The organism is Streptomonospora wellingtoniae (assembly GCF_031845375.1).
Classification (GTDB): domain Bacteria; phylum Actinomycetota; class Actinomycetes; order Streptosporangiales; family Streptosporangiaceae; genus Streptomonospora; species Streptomonospora wellingtoniae.
Genome location: NZ_JAVREK010000010.1, coordinates 40,517 through 55,881 on the forward strand (window position 1 = coordinate 40,517; position 15,365 = coordinate 55,881).

Sequence of the window (15,365 nt, forward strand, 5' to 3'; positions counted from 1 at the left end):
CTCGCCCGGTGCGTGCGCGGCCGCGCACGCACCGGGCACGGCTCAGCGGAACCCGCGCTCGATCTTCGCGCGGCGCTCGCCCGCGTCGTCCAGCTCGGGGATCCCCTCGGCCATGGCGGCGGCCTCGTCGCCCACGCCGGCCCACCGCTTCAGCGCCTCGGTGGCCTTCGCCCGGTCCGCGTCGGCCAGCGCGGCGATGTCGGCGCCGTGGTTGGCGCCGGGAGCGACGAAGCGCATCGTGTCGCGCTTGGCGCTGCCGGCGCGGAAGTGCTCGGCGCCCCAGGGGTCGTACTCGCCGTCGACGAAGAGCATCCGCTCGGAGCGGTGGCTCACCCAGTGGTCGACGTCGGGCATGGCCCACCGGTCGAAGCGCGGCACGTCCATCTCGTCGGGCAGGTAGCTGCGCGCCTGGAACAGCCCGGGGTAGCGCAGCAGGCCGTCGAGGTGGCCGGTGGGCACGCTGGGCGTGCCCAGCTGGGTGGCGGCCTGGAAGTAGTAGGGAATGTAGGGCAGTGTGCCCTGGTCGGTGTAGAAGGAGAAACCGGCGACGTCGTCGAGGAAGGCCGCGATCTCCTCGGTGGAGGCGTCGGGCGCGGGGACGTCGGCGCAGGCCTCGGGGTAGGGCTGGTACTGCCAGAACGCCCAGGCGGTGTCCAGCACCAGGATCTCGAAGGCGCGGTCGGCGCTGCCGAGCGTGCGGTCGAAGGTCCAGTCGTTCTTCTGAGCCAGGGCCGTGTAGTGGTCGACGAGCTCGCCGCGCCGTTCCAGGGCCTCATGCTGGAGGCCCTCCAGGTCGTCCTGGCACTGCGGGTCGTCGCCGACGGTGCGGAAGAACTTCCGGTAGGCGTGGTCCTCGCGGTCGACGACGTCGTTGGGCGCGACGTAGGCCACCGTGCCGTCGATGTCGTCGGGGTAGAAGCGGCGGTGGTAGACGGAGGTCATGCCGCCCTTGGAGGCGCCGGTGGAGATCCACTCCTGCCGGTAGATGTCGTTGAGTGCCTCGACCAGGCGGTGGTGGTCGGCGGCGGCCTGGCGGATGTCCAGGTCGTCCCAGTCGGCCGGATCGGGCCGGGACGGCTCGAAGAACCGCTGCTCGGTCGAGATCTGGTTGGCGTCGAGGATGCGCGCGGGTTCGCTGCGGAAGGCGCCGACGCTGACGTTGTAGCCGCTGGTGTGCAGAACGGTCGGCCGGTCGAACCCGCGGTGCAGCAGGGTCAGCCGCTGCTCGAAGGTCCGGCCGTCGGCGTCGCCGTGGTCGGCGGGCTGCTCATAGCCCAGGACGAAGTGGCGGAAGCCCGGCTCCGTCTCGGTCTCCTCGATGATGCGCAGGCCCGGCACGGCTTCCAGCCGGTCGGCGATGTCGGTGGGGGCGGGGTCGGCGCTCGCCGGCGCCGCGGTGAACAGCAGGGCGGTCGCGGTCAGCAGGGCTCCGGCGGCGGCGCGCCAGGAAACCGCCGAATGTGGTGTGCGGGGGGTCACCCGTTCAACCTCCTCGATGGGTCTCCGCCCCGGCGGGGGTGAGCACGGGGCGGGTCGGATGCCGACTGACCGATCATTGGGTGTGCCGCCGACGCAGTCAAGGCGCTACACCGCGTCGATCGGGGCCCGGCGCGCCGGGGTGAGACCGTCGCCGCAGGTGGGTAGGGTGACGGCGCCGTCGAAGACGAGTCCTGCGGAATCGGGATACGGGGAGCGCGGCGGCACCCGGCGCCGCCGCTCGGGGCGGTGGCGCGCGACCGGAGGGGCTCGCGTAGCACACAGCGCCGCCGCCGGGCCGGCGGCGGGCGACGGGAGGCACGTTGCTGTACGGCAAGGAGCACGTCGAGCGCTACCGGGCGACCGGCGGCGAAGAGGGCCACGAGTGGCAGGGCACCACCACGCTCATCCTGACGACGACCGGGCGCACGTCCGGTCTCCAGCGCAGCACGCCGTTGATCTACCGCACCGACGGCGGGGCCTATGCTGTCGTCGCCTCCAACGGCGGCGCGCCCGACCACCCGCAGTGGTATAAGAACCTGGAGGCCTCCCCTGAGGCGGAGGTGCAGGTCAAGGCCGACCGCTTCCGCGCTCGGGCGCGCACCGCCACCCCCGAGGAGAAGGCGCGGCTGTGGCCGCTGATGACGGAGGTGTGGCCGCAGTACGACCAGTACCAGGAGCGCACCGACCGCGACATTCCGGTCGTCCTGCTGGAGCCGGTCGGCTGAGTCCGGCACGCGCCGCCCGCTGGAGCGGGGGTGCGCAGCCTCGGAGCGGCGCCGGTCGGGGCCGTCCGCGCATCTCCTCGGACACGGGGGAATCCGAGGGTAGGGGTGGATTGTTAGCGCTGTGAGTCGGCGGTGCGAGGTTCGGGCCGCCTCAGGGCCCGCCGCGCACGCCGCGGTAAAGATTGTGTCAAGAAGACGCCGACGGACCTGGAGCGCGATCCCGCCGTGTGCGGGACGTTGCGCGGCTGTGTCCTGCGCCTAATACCGTTCGGCGCGGCCCGGTCACCGCCGACCGGCCATTATCGCACGGTTGGATGACCGATGCGCGGGGAATCTTGACACGGACCGACGTGTTAAACCCATGTATACCGCAAGAGCGCCTGGAGGCACGCAACCGATGGCCGAGCGAGCACTTCGCGGCACACGACTCGGGGCGACGAGCTACGAGAACGACCGCAATACCGACCTGGCACCGCGCCAAGAGGTCACCTACGACTGCCCTCGGGGTCATCGCTTCTCCATTACCTTCGCGACCGAGGCCGAGGTCCCCACGAACTGGGAGTGCCGCTACTGCGGCGACACCGCCCTGATGGTCGACGGCCGGGAGCCGCAGGAGAAGAAGGCCAAGCCCGCGCGCACCCACTGGGACATGCTCCTGGAGCGCCGGAGCATGGAGGACCTCGAGGAGGTTCTCAACGAGCGGCTGGAGCTGCTCCGGGCGCGGCGCCGGGAAGAGCAGGAACACATGCGGGCGATGGCCGAGGAGCGGCGCAGCGCCTGAGCACGCGCGAGGGGCGGAGGCGGGAGGGCCGACCGCCCCTTCGCATGCGCGGGCTCACCGCCGCGCGAGCCCTCAGACGTGCTGGGCTTCCTCGGCACCCTGATCGCCGAAGGGGTCGCCAGTGCGGCCCACGAGATCGGCCACCGAGTCCAACACCTTCGTCGGCCGGTAGGGGAACAGCTCGGCCGTCTGGCGGCCGGAGATCCCCGACAGCACCAGCAGCGTCTCCAGACCCGCCTCCAGGCCGGAGCGCACGTCGGTGTCCATGCGGTCGCCGATCATCACGGTGCTCTCGGAGTGCGCACCCAGAGTGCGCAGCGCCGAGCGCATCATCAGCGGGTTGGGCTTGCCCACGTAATAGGGGGCGCGCCCGGTCGCGCGCTCGATGAGCGCGGCCACGGCACCGGTCGCCGGCAGCGAGCCCTCGCGGCTCGGGCCCTTCTCGTCGGGGTTGGTGGCGATGAAGCGCGCGCCGCTCTCGACCAGCCGGATGGCGCGGGTGATCGCCTCGAAGCTGTAGGTGCGGGTCTCGCCCAGCACCACGTAGTCGGGGTCGCGGTCGGTAAGCACGTAGCCGATGCCGTGCAGCGCGGTGGTCAGCCCCGACTCCCCCACCACGTAGGCCGAGCCGCCCGGCCGCTGCTCCTTCAGGAAGCGCGCGGTGGCCAGCGCGGAGGTCCAGATGGACTCCTCGGGGATATCCAGTCCGCTGCGCTTGAGCCGGGCGCGCAGATCGCGCGGCGTGTAGATCGAGTTGTTCGTCAGGACCATGAAGCCGATGCCGCTCTCCCGCAGCTCGGAGACGAACACGTCGGCCCCGGGGACGAGGTGCTCCTCGTGCACCAGCACCCCGTCCATGTCCATGAGGTAGTTCCACGGCTTGTCGTTCACGCCCGCCACACTATCGCCACGCCCGCGCCGGGACCGTACGGCCGGGCGCCCCGGCGCGGAACCGGCCGCCGGGCTCGGACGCCATCCGGCGATCAGGTGGCGGTAGGCCCGTTCCAGATCGGCCTGTTCGCGCTCGTCCTCGCACGCCCGGGAGTCGGCGGCCCACGGGATCGGCCACGGGCCGGGGTGGAGGGGGTCGGGGCACAGCAGTCCGCAGAGCGCCTCGTGCACCGCATCGGGTTCATCGGTGACCACGCCGAACCGGACTCGGGCGGTGATACGCCCGCGCAGATCCCGGCCGGGATCTGCGCGGGCCCACTGCTGCGGCAGTTCGCCGTGGAGGCCCTCGACGGTGAGCGAGGCCTCCGCGCCCCCTCCCGAAGGGCAGGCCGACTCTGCCTCCTATGCGATCGACACCGTCCATCGCCGCGCCGCCGCGCCCTCGGGGCCGGCCGGCAGAGCGCGGGCCCGGTGGACGAAGTCGCGGACTCCTTCGGGGGTGGCGAACACGCCGACCCTCAGCTCGTAGAGCGCCGGCGGCCCTCCCCGTCCCCCGGTGCCGACCGCTGGGATCACTCGTCCTCGACGATCCGGCCCTGGACGATCCGGCCGCCGCCGGGCCCGCGCTCGCCCGGCTGCCCGGGCTGGGGCGGGATGCGGCCGCCCTGGGCGACGAACTCGGCCTCGGCGGCGTCGCGCATGCGCTTGATGCGGCGCTCGGCCCAGCCGGTGAACGCCCACCGCAGCGCCGGCCGGGTGAAGGGCAGCGCCATCACGGCGCCCAGCGCGGCCGTGACGAATCCGGGGGTGAGGAGCAGGATGCCCCCGACCATCAGCATCAGCGTGTCCAGCAGCCCGCCCTCCGGGCGCTTGCCGGTGCGCATCGCCTGGTCGGCCTCGCGGAAGGTCTTGGTCCCGGCGCTGCGCAGCACGAGGACGCCGGCGGCGCTCAGCGCGAACAGCAGCGCGATGGTCCAGGCGACGCCGATCTGCTGGCCGACCAGGATCATCAGCCAGATCTCCAGGAAAGGCAACGCCATCAGCGCGATGACGATCAGCAGCGGCATGGGTACCATCCTCGGCTCGGCAGGGCTCCCTCACCCGTCAACGCCCGGCAGGCCCTCATCGTTCCCGCTGGGGCCCCGGCGACACGCCTGCGGGCCCGGGCGCCAGGCCCTAGCCGGCCGAGGTCCCGCCCGCCGGGTTCCGCTTCGCGCGGCGGGCGGCGACACCGGCGGCGGCCAGGGCGCCCAACGCCAGCGCGCACAGCGCCGCCTCGGGCAGCGCGCCGAGGCGGGTCGCCGGGGTCAGGCCCGACATGGCCTGAAGTTCGGCCACGTGCACCGCGGGCCGCGCCTCGGGCGAGCGGTAGGTCACCTCTCCGCCGGCGGTGACCACGGCGCTGATGCCGCTTGTGGCGGCGACGACGGCGGGGCGCCCGTGCTCGACCGCGCGCAGGCGGGTGATCGCCAGCTGCTGCTCAGACTGGCCGGTGAAATTGTAGTTGGCGTTGTTGGTGGGGACCGCGATGATCTGGCCCCCCTCGGCCACCGATTCGCGCACCGGCCGGTCGAAGGCGACGTCGAAGCAGATCGCGGTCGCCACCGTCGTGCCGCCCAGGGTCAGGGCGCCCGGCTCGGTGCCGGGCACGGCGTCGCTGGTGACGTGGTCCAGGCGGTCGACGTACCGGGTGAAGACGTCGCGGTAGGGGATGTACTCGCCGAAGGGCACCAGGTAGCGCTTGGTGTAATGGTCGACAGGCCCCTTCCGGGGGTCCCAGACCACACTGCGCACCTCGCGCTCGCTGCCGCCGGAGCGGTACCGGGTGATGCCGAACAGCAGCGGCGCGTCGATGTCGCGGGCCGCGTCGCCGATCATCTCGGCGGCGGCCGGGTCGGCGTAGGCGTCTAAGTCGCTGGCGTTCTCGGGCAGCACGACCAGATCGGGCCGGGGCTCCTCGCCGGCCTCCACCCGGTCGGCGAGGCGGTGCACCGCCTCGACGTGGTTGCGGAGCACCTGCGCGCGCTCGCCGAGGACGCTCATCCGCCCGACCCCGGGCACGTTGCCCTGCACCACGGCCACGGTGGCGGTGTGGTCGACGGCGGGGGCGGTGAGCGCGGGCACGGCCGAGCCGGCGGCGGTGAGCGCGAGGGCGCCGGCCGCCAGCCCCGCGGTCGCGGCCAGCGGGGCCCTCGGCCGGCGCGCCAGGCGCAGCACGGCCGCCAGGAGCAGGGCGCCCACGAGCGCCACGGCGAAGGTCGCCAGCGGAGAGGAGCCCAGTGCGGCGTAGCCGGAGAAGGGCGTGTCGGGCTGGGCGAAGGCGAGTTTGCCCCAGGGGAACCCGCCGAGCGGGAACCGGGCCCGCACCGCCTCCTGCAGGACCCACAGGGCCGCGGTCCACACCGGCCATCCGGGCAGCCGGGCGACCCAGGCGAGGCCGACCGCCATCGGCGCGAAGTAGACGGCCTCGGCGGCGGCGATGATCAGCCACACGTCCACACCGAAGACGTCCTGCCAGCGGATCAGCGGAACCATCAGAGCGGCGCCGGCGAGCAGGCCCAGCCACGCTGCGCGGCGGGCGCGGGCGCCCATGACGGCCAGGGTGAGCAGGGCGGCGCCGACCGGACCGAGCCACCACACTTCGTAGGGAGCGAGGGCGAGAAGTTGGCACAGCCCCGCCGCCGCGGCCGCGAGGGCGCGCGGGGCGGGACCGGCCAGCGAGCTTCGAGGGGGCCGAACCGCCGCGGTGGCGGCGTGTGCGTTGTCGCCCGTGTGCTGGGCGTCCTCGGTAACCACGCCTGGCTCGCTTTCACCTGTGAATGGGGGGACGCGGAAAAGGCCCGAAACCACCCTTCGGACCGGATCCGTCTCGTCGGCGGCGAGCGCGGAGACCGTTGTCTACTGGATGTTCGGGCCTTCTCCGGGTCCAACCCCCCGCCCGGTCGCGGAACCCCGGTCCTTATCAGGCCGCCGACCGCACCTGGTGCGTGGTGCGACGTCCGGCAAGACAACGACCGGACCGCTCGACCGGTCCGTCCAGTGCTGGACTGGTCAGTAGATTACCCAGACTCGGAGCCGTGCGCCGCAACGCTTCGCCGACGTGTCGGGGAGAGGTGTCCCGCCCGCTCACGCACGCGGAGGATGCGAAACGACCGGATCCGGGCAACCGCCGCCAGGCTAACGCACCCCGTGGCCGCACGCCAGTCCGCCCGGTCGGGGCAGAGGCCACCGAACCGGCCCCTGATCGGCGCTGTGTACTGGGACGATGCCCGGACCGCCCGATGTGCGGGCACATCCGTCTCCCCCGCACGCCGCGCACGGAGCGCGCGCCGCGGGCACGGGCGCGAGTGCCCGGGCGATGCGTGCACGCGGGCGCCCGCGGACTGGCGGGACCGAAGCCGGCCCGTGCGGGCGGCGACCCCCTTCCCGGACCACTGCCCACCTCCCCCGCCCTTCGCTCGGCACCTCCGCCCACCACGCGCATCTCACATGTTGGACGCAATCGGATCGAAACCGCGCGAACTATCGACAGATCGGCACCACTAGTGTTCGATATTGGCCAACGGATCGATACAGAGTGATCACCACAGTGAGAAGCCTGCTCCCGGAATCCGGAGCGGGCAACGGACACGGGAGCTGTTACCCCATGGCGAAGATCGTCCTGGACGGCGTCGACAAGGTGTACTCCGGCGGAGTCAAGGCCGTCGACAACCTGAACCTGGAAATCAACGACGGCGAGTTCATGGTGCTCGTCGGCCCCTCGGGCTGCGGCAAGTCCACCGGCCTGCGGATGATCGCCGGCCTGGAGGAGATCACCGGCGGCGACCTCTACATCGGCGACGAGGTCGTCAACGACCGCCCGCCCAAGGACCGCGACATCGCGATGGTCTTCCAGAACTACGCGCTCTACCCGCACATGACGGTCGAGCAGAACCTCGCCTTCGGCCTGAAGCTGCGCAAGATCCCCAAGCAGGAGATCCAGAAGCGCGTACAGGACGCCGCCTCCATGCTCGGCCTGGAGTCCTACCTCAAGCGCCGCCCCGCCGCCCTCTCCGGCGGTCAGCGCCAGCGCGTCGCCATGGGCCGCGCCATCGTCCGCGAGCCGCAGGCCTTCCTGATGGACGAGCCGCTGTCCAACCTCGACGCCAAGCTGCGCGTGCAGATGCGCGCCTCGCTGAACCAGCTGCACGAGCGCCTGGGCGTCACCACGGTCTACGTCACCCACGACCAGACCGAGGCCATGACCCTCGGCGACCGCGTCGCGGTGCTGCGCGACGGCCGCCTCCAGCAGGTCGACACACCCAAGAACCTGTTCGACCGCCCGGCCAACCTGTTCGTCGCCGGCTTCATCGGCTCCCCCGCCATGAACTTCGTCAACGCCGAGCTGCAGAAGGACGGATCCGGCGCGCTGCTGAAGTTCGCCGACCAGACCCTCGCGGTGCCCGGCGCCGTCGTCGACGCCCGCCCGGGCCTGCGCGACTACATGGGCAAGCAGATCATCCTGGGCATCCGGCCCTCCGACTACGAGGACGCCGCGATCGCCGGCAACGGCACCAGCGCCACCATGGAGGCCGTCGCCGACGTGACCGAGGAGCTGGGCACCGAGATCAACGTGATCTTCTCGGTCAACGCCCCTCCGGTCCGCCACGAGGAGGCCGCCGCGCTGGCCGCCGACGCCGCCGGCGACGAGGCCGGCGAAGAGGCAGCACTGCCGCTGAGCGGCGACAAGTCGCAGTTCACCGCCCGCGTGAGCCCGCGCAGCTCGGTGCGCCCCGGCGGAACGATCACCCTGGCGGTCGACACCTCCCAGATGCACTACTTCGACAAGGACAGCGGCCTGGCCATCGGCCAGCCCGCCTAGCCGGCCCTTGACGGCGGGCCCCGCTCCCCTCCCGCCGGACGCCGCGCTCGCCAGTCGTGTCCGGCGCGGGCCCGCAGCAGTCGACGGGCCCCGGAACGTGTTCTGTTCCGGGGCCCGTCGGCCTGCGCACCGCCGCGCCGCTCAGGCGGGCGGGCGACTCACTTCACCGCGCCGGCCATCACACCCTGCACGAAGTACCGCTGGAAGGCGAAGAACACCAGCAGCGGCACGACCATCGACAGGAACGCCCCGGCGGAGATCACGTCGATGTTGGCGCCGAACTGGCGCATCTCCGACTGCAGCGCCACCGTCATGGGCTGGCTGGCCTCCGAGGCGAAGACCAGGGCCACCAGCAGGTCGTTCCAGACCCACAGGAACTGGAAGATCCCCAGCGAGGCGATCGCCGGGCCGCCCAGCGGCAGGATCACCCGGCGGAAGATGGTCAGCTCCTTGCCGCCGTCCATGCGCGCCGCCTCCAGCAGGTCCCGCGGGATCGCCGCGAAGAAGTTGCGCAGCAGGAAGATGCCGAACGGCAGCCCGAATCCCACGTGGAACAGCACCACCGCCGGGATCGACCCGTAGAGCGGGGTACCCCCGTAGAGGCTGGAGATGGGCACCAGCGCCACCTGGAGCGGCACCACGAGCAGGCCCACCACGGCCAGGAACAGCCAGTCGCGTCCGGGGAACTCCAGCCATGCGAACGCGTAGGCGGCCAGCGAGGCCACCACCACGATGAGCACGGTCGAGGGCACCGTGATCAGCACCGTGTTGGCGAAGGACGCGACGAAGTCGGGGTTGTCCAGCAGCTCGGCGTAGTTCTGCAAGGTCAGCTGGGAGGGCCGGGTGAGCACCGCCCACCAACCCGAGGCCGCGTTGTCCTGGGGCGAGCGCAGGCTGGAGAACAGCAGCCCCAGGGTCGGTACCAGCCAGAACAGGGCGATGAGGATCAGCATCACCTGCACCGCGCCGGAACCCGTGCGGGCAACCAGCCGCGCGGCCACCGACCGGCGCGGCGCACCCTCGCTCGGATCGGCCGGTGCCGATCCCGCGTCCGGCCCGTTCGGCTCCACCTCTCGTGTGCTCATGAGTCCTCCCGGCGGAACCGTCGGATCTGGAAGACCATCGCGGGCACGACCAGCAGGAGCAGGAAGACCGCCAGCGCGCTGCCCAGCCCCTGGTCGTTGATGCCGAAGGAGACCTGCCACATCTCCAGCGCCAGGACGTTGGCGTCGGCGCGCACCGAGCCCGGTGCGATCACGAACACCAGGTCGAAGATCTTCAGGACATAGATCATCAGGGTCACGAAGACCACCATGAGCACCGGTGAGAGCAGCGGGACCGTCACGCGCCGGAACACCTGCCACTCGGTGGCCCCGTCGACCCGGGCGGCCTCCAGCGCCTCCCGCGGGATGGCCGAGAGCCCGGCGGCGATCAGCACCATGGCGAAGCCCGCCCACACCCACAGGTAGGCGGCGATGATGGAGGGGGTGATGAGGGTGGGCCCCAGCCATGTCAGCCCGTTGTAGGGCTCGGAGAAGTTGGAGGCGGCCAGCCGCAGCGTGTAACCGCCGCCCTCCAGCCCGGTCAGCATGAAGGTGCCGTCCTCCGCGGTGGTGGCGGTCGCGACCGCTTCGCCGTCGCGCACGGCCTCCACACGCAGTGCGGGCAGGCCGGTCTCGGTGGCGTCGATCTCCCCCTCCCGGCCGCCGCCTCCGCGGGTGAAGTCCACCCAGACCGTGCCGGCGACCCCGTCCGGGTCGGCCTGCGGCCGGGCGGCGTGCTCGGTGCCGCTCGCCAGCTCGTCGCTGTTGACGCCCACCAGCGGGATCGTGACCGTGTCTCCGGGGGCGACCGGCTCGGCGAGCCGGTAGCCGCCCTGCGGGGTCTCCTCCAGCGGCACGCCCTCGCGCGGGTTGGCGCCGGGGTAGGCGCCGGTCGGTGCGACGGTGTCCTGGACGGTGGTGATGACCGCGTTGGCCAGGCCCCGGTCGGGGTCCTGCTCGTAGACGAGCCGGAAGATCACGCCGGAGGCGAGGAAGGAGATCGCCATCGGCATGAATACGACGATCTTGAAGGCCGTCGCCCAGCGGATGCGCTCGGTCAGCACCGCGAAGACGAGGCCGGCCACCGTCACCACGGCCGGGGCGACCGCGATCCAGACGACGTTGTTGCGCAGGGCGATGAAAGTGTCGGCGCGGGTGAACATGCGCGCGTAGTTGTCCAGCCCGACGAACTCGGTGCCCGGGGCGTCCCACAGGCTGCGGTAGACCGAGAACAGGATCGGGTAGACGACGTAGATGCCCAGGAACAGCAGCGCGGGCAGCAGGAAGAAGAGGGCCAGCCAGGGCGGCGGGCCGAGGCGGCCCCGCCGGGGGGCGGGGCCGCCGGCGCGCTCCGCAGCGGGGGCGGGGCCGTCGGTGTCGGCGGTCATCGCAGGCGGCCGCCTTTCCCGCCGGGCCGCCGCTCGCGCGGCGGCACCGGCGTACTCGTTGTCGTGGCCGTCGTCATGGGGCTACTCCGCCTTCGAGGCGGCCTGTTCGAGCTTCTCGGCCGCCGCCTCGGGATCGGCGGGGTCGCGCAGGTAGTCCTGCAGGACCGCCCACATCCCCTTGCCCTCGGTGGCGCCGAACTGGCTGGGCACCTGGTCGGAGAGGTCGTAGCGGACGTCGTCGCCGGCCTCCAGGATGGTCTGGGCCAGGGTCTGGGTGAACTCGTCGGGGTAGGCGTCGGCCTCCACCTTGGAGTTGGCCGAGAGGTAGCCGCCCAGACCGGCCCAGGTGGTCTGGGCATCCGGCGAGGCGAGGTAGGCCATCAGCTGCTGGACGCCCTCGGCCTCGCTCATGGCCACGGCGATGTCGCCGCCGACCACGACCGGGGCGTCGTCGCCCACGGCCGGGAAGGGGAACGCCTGCGCGGTCTCGCCGACGGTGGCCCCGGCCTCCTGGGCGCTGGCGGCCACGAAGTCGGCCTCGTAGACCATGGCGGCCTGCTCTTGGCCGTAGACCTGCGACACGCAGGTCGGGAAGTCGGTCTGCACCGCGCCTTCGGTGCCGCCGGCCATCCAGTCCTTCTTCCCCCACACGTCGGCGAGGGTCTCCAGGGTCTGCACGACGCTGTCGTCGGTCCAGGGGATCTCGTGGGCCACCAGCTGGTCGTACTTCTCGGGGCCGGCCTGGGACAGATAGACGTTCTCGAACCAGTCGGTCAGCGTCCAGCCCGAGGCGCCGCACATGGCGAAGGGCGTGATCCCGGCGTCGGAGAGCGTGCCGGCGGTGGTGCCGGTGAGGGCGTCCCAGGTCTCGGGCGGGCTCACGCCCGCCTGGTCGAAGGCGTCGGGCCGGTACCAGATGATCGACTTGTGCGCGGCCTTGAGCAGCACGCCGTAGGCGTCGCCGTCGACCGAGCCCAGGTCGCGCCAGTAGCCGGTGTAGTTGTTCTCCAGCGCCGAGGCCGCGTCACCCGACAGCGGCACGAGGGCGTCCTGGGCGGCGTACTCCCGGACCAGGCCGGGCTGGGGCAGGACGGCCACGTCCGGCGGTTCGTCGGCCTCGATCTTGGGGCCGAGGTAGGCCCCGGTGTCCTCGCCGGTGGACTCGTAGGTGACGGTCGCGCCCGTCTCCTCCTCGAACCCGGCCAGCACCTCGGTGAAGTTCTCCTGCTCCACGCCGGTCCACTTGGCCGCCACCAGCAGCTCCACGCCGGCCAGGTCGCCGGCGCCGCCGGGCTCCGTCGATCCGGGACTGCAGGCGCTCGCTGCGACCAGGGCACCGGCCGCAGTCACCGCGAGCGCGCCGCGCCCCCTCCACATGTACTCACGCATGTGTTCCCTCCTTCGGCTGAGTGGCGGAAGCCGGCTCGCCCCAGATGCCGTCTCCCGTGGCGGGGTCGAAGAAATACAGCCGCCCGGTGTCCACCCGCACCCGCACCGGGTCTCCGGGTGCGGTCTGCGAGCGGGGGCTGAACCGGGCGATGGTGTCGGTGTCCGGAGCGTCCGCGTCGACCTGGTCGGCGCCGGCGTCCCGGGCGAGTTCCTTGGTGTCCTCGGTGACCACCGGCGGCGCCGACAGCCGGAAGTGCACCAGCAGTTCGGCGCCGAGAGCCTCGACGAGATCGGTGGTCGAGGTCAGGACCGCGCCCCCGTCCGCGCCGCCGAGGTCGGCGTCGTCCATGTCCTCGGGTCGGATGCCCACGGCGATCTCGCCGCCCAGGTAGTCGCGCAGGTGAGGGCGCTCGTTTAGCAGCGCCCCGGGCACGGCGAGCCGCTGCCCGCCCAGCTCCAGGCGGGCCCCCGGTCCGTCGGCCTCGATACGGGCCTGGAAGAGGTTCATCGACGGCGACCCGATGAAGCCGGCGACGAACAGGTTGGCCGGGCGGTTGTACAGCTCCTGGGGCGGTGCGACCTGCTGCAGGACGCCCTTTTTCAGAACGGCCACCCGGTCGCCCAGGGTCATCGCCTCGACCTGGTCGTGGGTGACGTAGACCGTGGTCACACCCAGGTCGCGCTGGAGGCGGGAGATCTCGGCGCGCATCTGCACACGCAGCTTGGCGTCGAGGTTGCTCAGCGGCTCGTCCATCAGGAAGGCCTGCGGCTGGCGCACGATCGCCCGGCCCATGGCAACCCGCTGGCGCTGGCCGCCGGAGAGGTTGCGGGGACGGCGGTCGAGGTGCTCGGTCAGGCCGAGCGTCTCGGCGACGGCCTCCACGCGCTGCTTGATCTCGCGCTTGGGGAGCTTGCGCAGCTGCAGCCCGAAGGCGATGTTGTCCCGCACCGAGAGGTGGGGGTAGAGGGCGTAGCTCTGGAAAACCATGGCCACGTCCCGGTCGCGGGCGGGTGTGCGGTTGACGACGCGCTCGCCGATGGTCAGCGTGCCCGAGGTGATCTCCTCCAGGCCGGCGACCATGCGCAGCGCCGTCGTCTTGCCACAGCCCGAGGGCCCCACCAGCACCAGGAACTCGCCCTCTGCGATGTCGAGGTCGAGCCCCGCCACCGCGCTCGTCCCGTCCGGATAGGTCTTGCCGATGCCGGACAGTCGGACCTGCGCCATATTCTCCTCCGTGTACCGCGCCGTTCGGACACGCCGCGGCCGGCAGTTGTCGACCGCGGTGTGAGGCCGGTCTGCGTCATGCGGGTTTTTGACCCGTGCCGCAGCAGCACTGGCAACTCTTGTATCAGGCGATGTCGCGGCTGCCCAGGGGCCAAGATCGCCCTGTTACAAAGCTGTATCCGCTACCGCCGGGGACGTGCCGACGCGTCGGCGGACCGGGCGAGGTCGCGGCCGATCACCATGCGCTGGACCTGGTTCGTGCCCTCAACGATCTGCAGTACCTTGGCTTCGCGCATCAGCCGTTCGGCGGGCACGTCGCGGGTGTAGCCCGAGCCGCCGAGGACCTGGACGGCGTCGGTGGTGACGCGCATCGCGGTGTCGGTGGCGAAGAGCTTTGCCATGGCGGCACGGGTGCCGAAGGGCAGACCCGCGTCGCGGCGCCGCGCGGCGGCGAGGTAGAGCTGCCGCGCCGCCTCGACACCGGTGGCCATGTCGGCGAGCATGAACGACACGCCCTGGAAGTCGCCGATCGGCCGGTCGAACTGGCGGCGGGCGCGGGAGTGGGCCACGGCCAGGTCCAGGGCCGCCTGCGCCACGCCGACGGCGCAGGCGGCGATGCCCAGCCGCCCGGAGTCCAGCGCCGCCAGCGCGATGGCGAACCCCTGGCCCTCGTCGCCGATGCGCTGCTCGGTGCGCGCGCCGTCGAAGCGTACGACCGCGGTGGGCGAGGAGGCCATGCCCATCTTGCGCTCGGGCGGGTCGGCCTGGACGCCCGGCGTGTCGGCGGGCACGTGGAAGCAGCTGATCCCGCGGGCGCCCGAGCCGGGCTCGCCGGTGCGGGCGAAGACGGTGTAGAAGTCGGCGACCCCGCCGTGGGTGATCCAGGCCTTGGCGCCCTCGACGGTGTAGCCCCCGTCCCCGTCCTCGCGGCGGGCGCGGGTGGTCATGGCGGCGGCGTCGGAGCCGGACTGGGTTTCGGACAGGCAGTATGCGCCCAGCCGTCCGCCGCCGATCATCCGGGGCAGCAGCCCGGCGCGCTGCTCCTCGGTTCCGTAGCGGGCCAGCGGAAAGCAGGACAGCGTGTGCACGCTCAGGCCCAGCCCCACGGCCAGCCAGCGGGCGGCCAGTTCCTCGACGACCTGCAGGTACACCTCGTAGGGCTGCTCGCCGCCTCCGTAGGCGGCGGGGTAAGGCAGGCCCAGCAGCCCGGCGTCGCCCAGCAGGTCGAAGGCGTCCCGGGGGAAGGCGCCCCGCTCCTCGTCGCGGGCGGCGCGGGAGGCCAGCTCCTTGTCGGCGATGTCTCGGACCAGGTCCAGCAGGTCTGCGGCCTCGGGTGTGGGCAGGACGGGCTCGTGGGCCATGCCTTCGCTCCCCTGGAGTCGTCGGGCGGGATCGCCGCCGCGAACTAGTCGGACATCCTAATTATTACTAGGATGACCTACTATATAGCGAGCCGCCGACACGGCGCCTGGGGAAGCGGCCGCCACGCCGAGCGGAGTCGGCAATCACCGCCGATCTTGTAGCCATCGCACATGGAAATCGCTTTCCTTCACGACAGCTACAAGATCGGCGGGCCACTCCGG

General features: G+C 72.1%; 13 protein-coding genes. 3 read left to right on the forward strand and 10 right to left on the reverse strand.

Features of this window, described 5'->3' with window-relative positions; genetic code table 11:
* Positions 1–42: 42 nt before the first annotated feature.
* The gene (locus tag RM446_RS11260; RefSeq protein ID WP_311545176.1) at positions 43–1,479 is read right to left on the reverse strand and encodes a S28 family serine protease; all 1,437 of its coding nucleotides are present in this window, start codon (positions 1,477–1,479) and stop codon (positions 43–45) included.
* A gap of 320 nt (positions 1,480–1,799) precedes the next feature.
* Between RM446_RS11260 and RM446_RS11265 the strand changes: the two genes are divergently transcribed.
* The gene (locus RM446_RS11265; protein WP_311545177.1) at positions 1,800–2,204 is read left to right on the forward strand and encodes a nitroreductase family deazaflavin-dependent oxidoreductase; all 405 of its coding nucleotides are present in this window, start codon (positions 1,800–1,802) and stop codon (positions 2,202–2,204) included.
* Between the two features lie 397 nt (positions 2,205–2,601).
* On the forward strand, positions 2,602–2,985 hold the full coding sequence (locus tag RM446_RS11270) for an RNA polymerase-binding protein RbpA (RefSeq protein ID WP_311545178.1): 384 nt from the start codon (positions 2,602–2,604) through the stop codon (positions 2,983–2,985).
* Between the two features lie 72 nt (positions 2,986–3,057).
* Here RM446_RS11270 and RM446_RS11275 read toward each other — a convergent pair whose 3' ends face one another.
* From RM446_RS11275 to lnt, 4 genes are all read right to left on the reverse strand, one after another.
* Positions 3,058–3,849, reverse strand: a complete 792-nt coding sequence (locus RM446_RS11275) for an HAD-IIA family hydrolase (protein WP_311545300.1) — start codon at positions 3,847–3,849, stop codon at positions 3,058–3,060.
* Positions 3,850–4,278: 429 nt separating this feature from the next.
* Positions 4,279–4,452, reverse strand: coding sequence for a hypothetical protein (locus tag RM446_RS11280; protein ID WP_311545179.1), 174 nt, complete (start codon positions 4,450–4,452; stop codon positions 4,279–4,281).
* The gene (locus RM446_RS11285) at positions 4,449–4,943 is read right to left on the reverse strand and encodes an FxsA family protein (RefSeq protein WP_311545180.1); all 495 of its coding nucleotides are present in this window, start codon (positions 4,941–4,943) and stop codon (positions 4,449–4,451) included. The genes RM446_RS11280 and RM446_RS11285 overlap by 4 nt, the downstream gene beginning before the upstream one ends.
* A gap of 109 nt (positions 4,944–5,052) precedes the next feature.
* Entirely contained in the window at positions 5,053–6,672 is a 1,620-nt protein-coding gene (gene lnt / locus RM446_RS11290; RefSeq protein ID WP_398694959.1) for an apolipoprotein N-acyltransferase, read from the reverse strand.
* A gap of 850 nt (positions 6,673–7,522) precedes the next feature.
* Between lnt and RM446_RS11295 the strand changes: the two genes are divergently transcribed.
* Positions 7,523–8,737 carry an ABC transporter ATP-binding protein gene (locus RM446_RS11295; protein ID WP_311545181.1) on the forward strand — a complete coding sequence of 405 codons (1,215 nt, stop codon included), beginning with the start codon at positions 7,523–7,525 and terminating at the stop codon, positions 8,735–8,737.
* 158 nt (positions 8,738–8,895) lie between these two features.
* Here the strand turns inward: RM446_RS11295 and RM446_RS11300 are convergent, their stop codons facing one another.
* The 5 genes from RM446_RS11300 to RM446_RS11320 form a co-directional block, all read right to left on the reverse strand.
* A complete protein-coding gene (locus tag RM446_RS11300; RefSeq protein ID WP_311545182.1) occupies positions 8,896–9,822 on the reverse strand; it encodes a carbohydrate ABC transporter permease in 927 nt (308 codons plus the stop codon).
* On the reverse strand, positions 9,819–11,168 hold the full coding sequence (locus RM446_RS11305) for an ABC transporter permease subunit (protein WP_311545183.1): 1,350 nt from the start codon (positions 11,166–11,168) through the stop codon (positions 9,819–9,821). The genes RM446_RS11300 and RM446_RS11305 overlap by 4 nt, the downstream gene beginning before the upstream one ends.
* An 81-nt stretch (positions 11,169–11,249) precedes the next feature.
* A complete protein-coding gene (locus tag RM446_RS11310) occupies positions 11,250–12,557 on the reverse strand; it encodes an ABC transporter substrate-binding protein (protein ID WP_311545184.1) in 1,308 nt (435 codons plus the stop codon).
* A complete protein-coding gene (locus RM446_RS11315) occupies positions 12,550–13,782 on the reverse strand; it encodes an ABC transporter ATP-binding protein (RefSeq protein ID WP_311545185.1) in 1,233 nt (410 codons plus the stop codon). The genes RM446_RS11310 and RM446_RS11315 overlap by 8 nt, the downstream gene beginning before the upstream one ends.
* Positions 13,783–13,964: 182 nt before the next feature.
* Positions 13,965–15,143 (reverse strand): acyl-CoA dehydrogenase family protein, encoded by a 1,179-nt coding sequence (locus tag RM446_RS11320; RefSeq protein ID WP_311545186.1) that lies wholly within the window; start codon positions 15,141–15,143, stop codon positions 13,965–13,967.
* Positions 15,144–15,365 lie beyond the last annotated feature (222 nt).

What these genes read in the sequence shown, in the direction of transcription:
- RM446_RS11310 (WP_311545184.1), bottom strand. Translation starts at nt 12,557, where the DNA reads ATGCGTGAGTACATGTGGAGGGGGCGCGGCGCGCTCGCGGTGACTGCG.
- RM446_RS11315 (WP_311545185.1), bottom strand. Translation starts at nt 13,782, where the DNA reads ATGGCGCAGGTCCGACTGTCCGGCATCGGCAAGACCTATCCGGACGGG.
- RM446_RS11300 (WP_311545182.1), bottom strand. Translation starts at nt 9,822, where the DNA reads ATGAGCACACGAGAGGTGGAGCCGAACGGGCCGGACGCGGGATCGGCA.
- RM446_RS11305 (WP_311545183.1), bottom strand. Translation starts at nt 11,168, where the DNA reads ATGACCGCCGACACCGACGGCCCCGCCCCCGCTGCGGAGCGCGCCGGC.
- RM446_RS11270 (WP_311545178.1), top strand. Translation starts at nt 2,602, where the DNA reads ATGGCCGAGCGAGCACTTCGCGGCACACGACTCGGGGCGACGAGCTAC.
- RM446_RS11295 (WP_311545181.1), top strand. Translation starts at nt 7,523, where the DNA reads ATGGCGAAGATCGTCCTGGACGGCGTCGACAAGGTGTACTCCGGCGGA.
- RM446_RS11285 (WP_311545180.1), bottom strand. Translation starts at nt 4,943, where the DNA reads ATGCCGCTGCTGATCGTCATCGCGCTGATGGCGTTGCCTTTCCTGGAG.
- RM446_RS11275 (WP_311545300.1), bottom strand. Translation starts at nt 3,849, where the DNA reads ATGGACATGGACGGGGTGCTGGTGCACGAGGAGCACCTCGTCCCCGGG.
- RM446_RS11320 (WP_311545186.1), bottom strand. Translation starts at nt 15,143, where the DNA reads ATGGCCCACGAGCCCGTCCTGCCCACACCCGAGGCCGCAGACCTGCTG.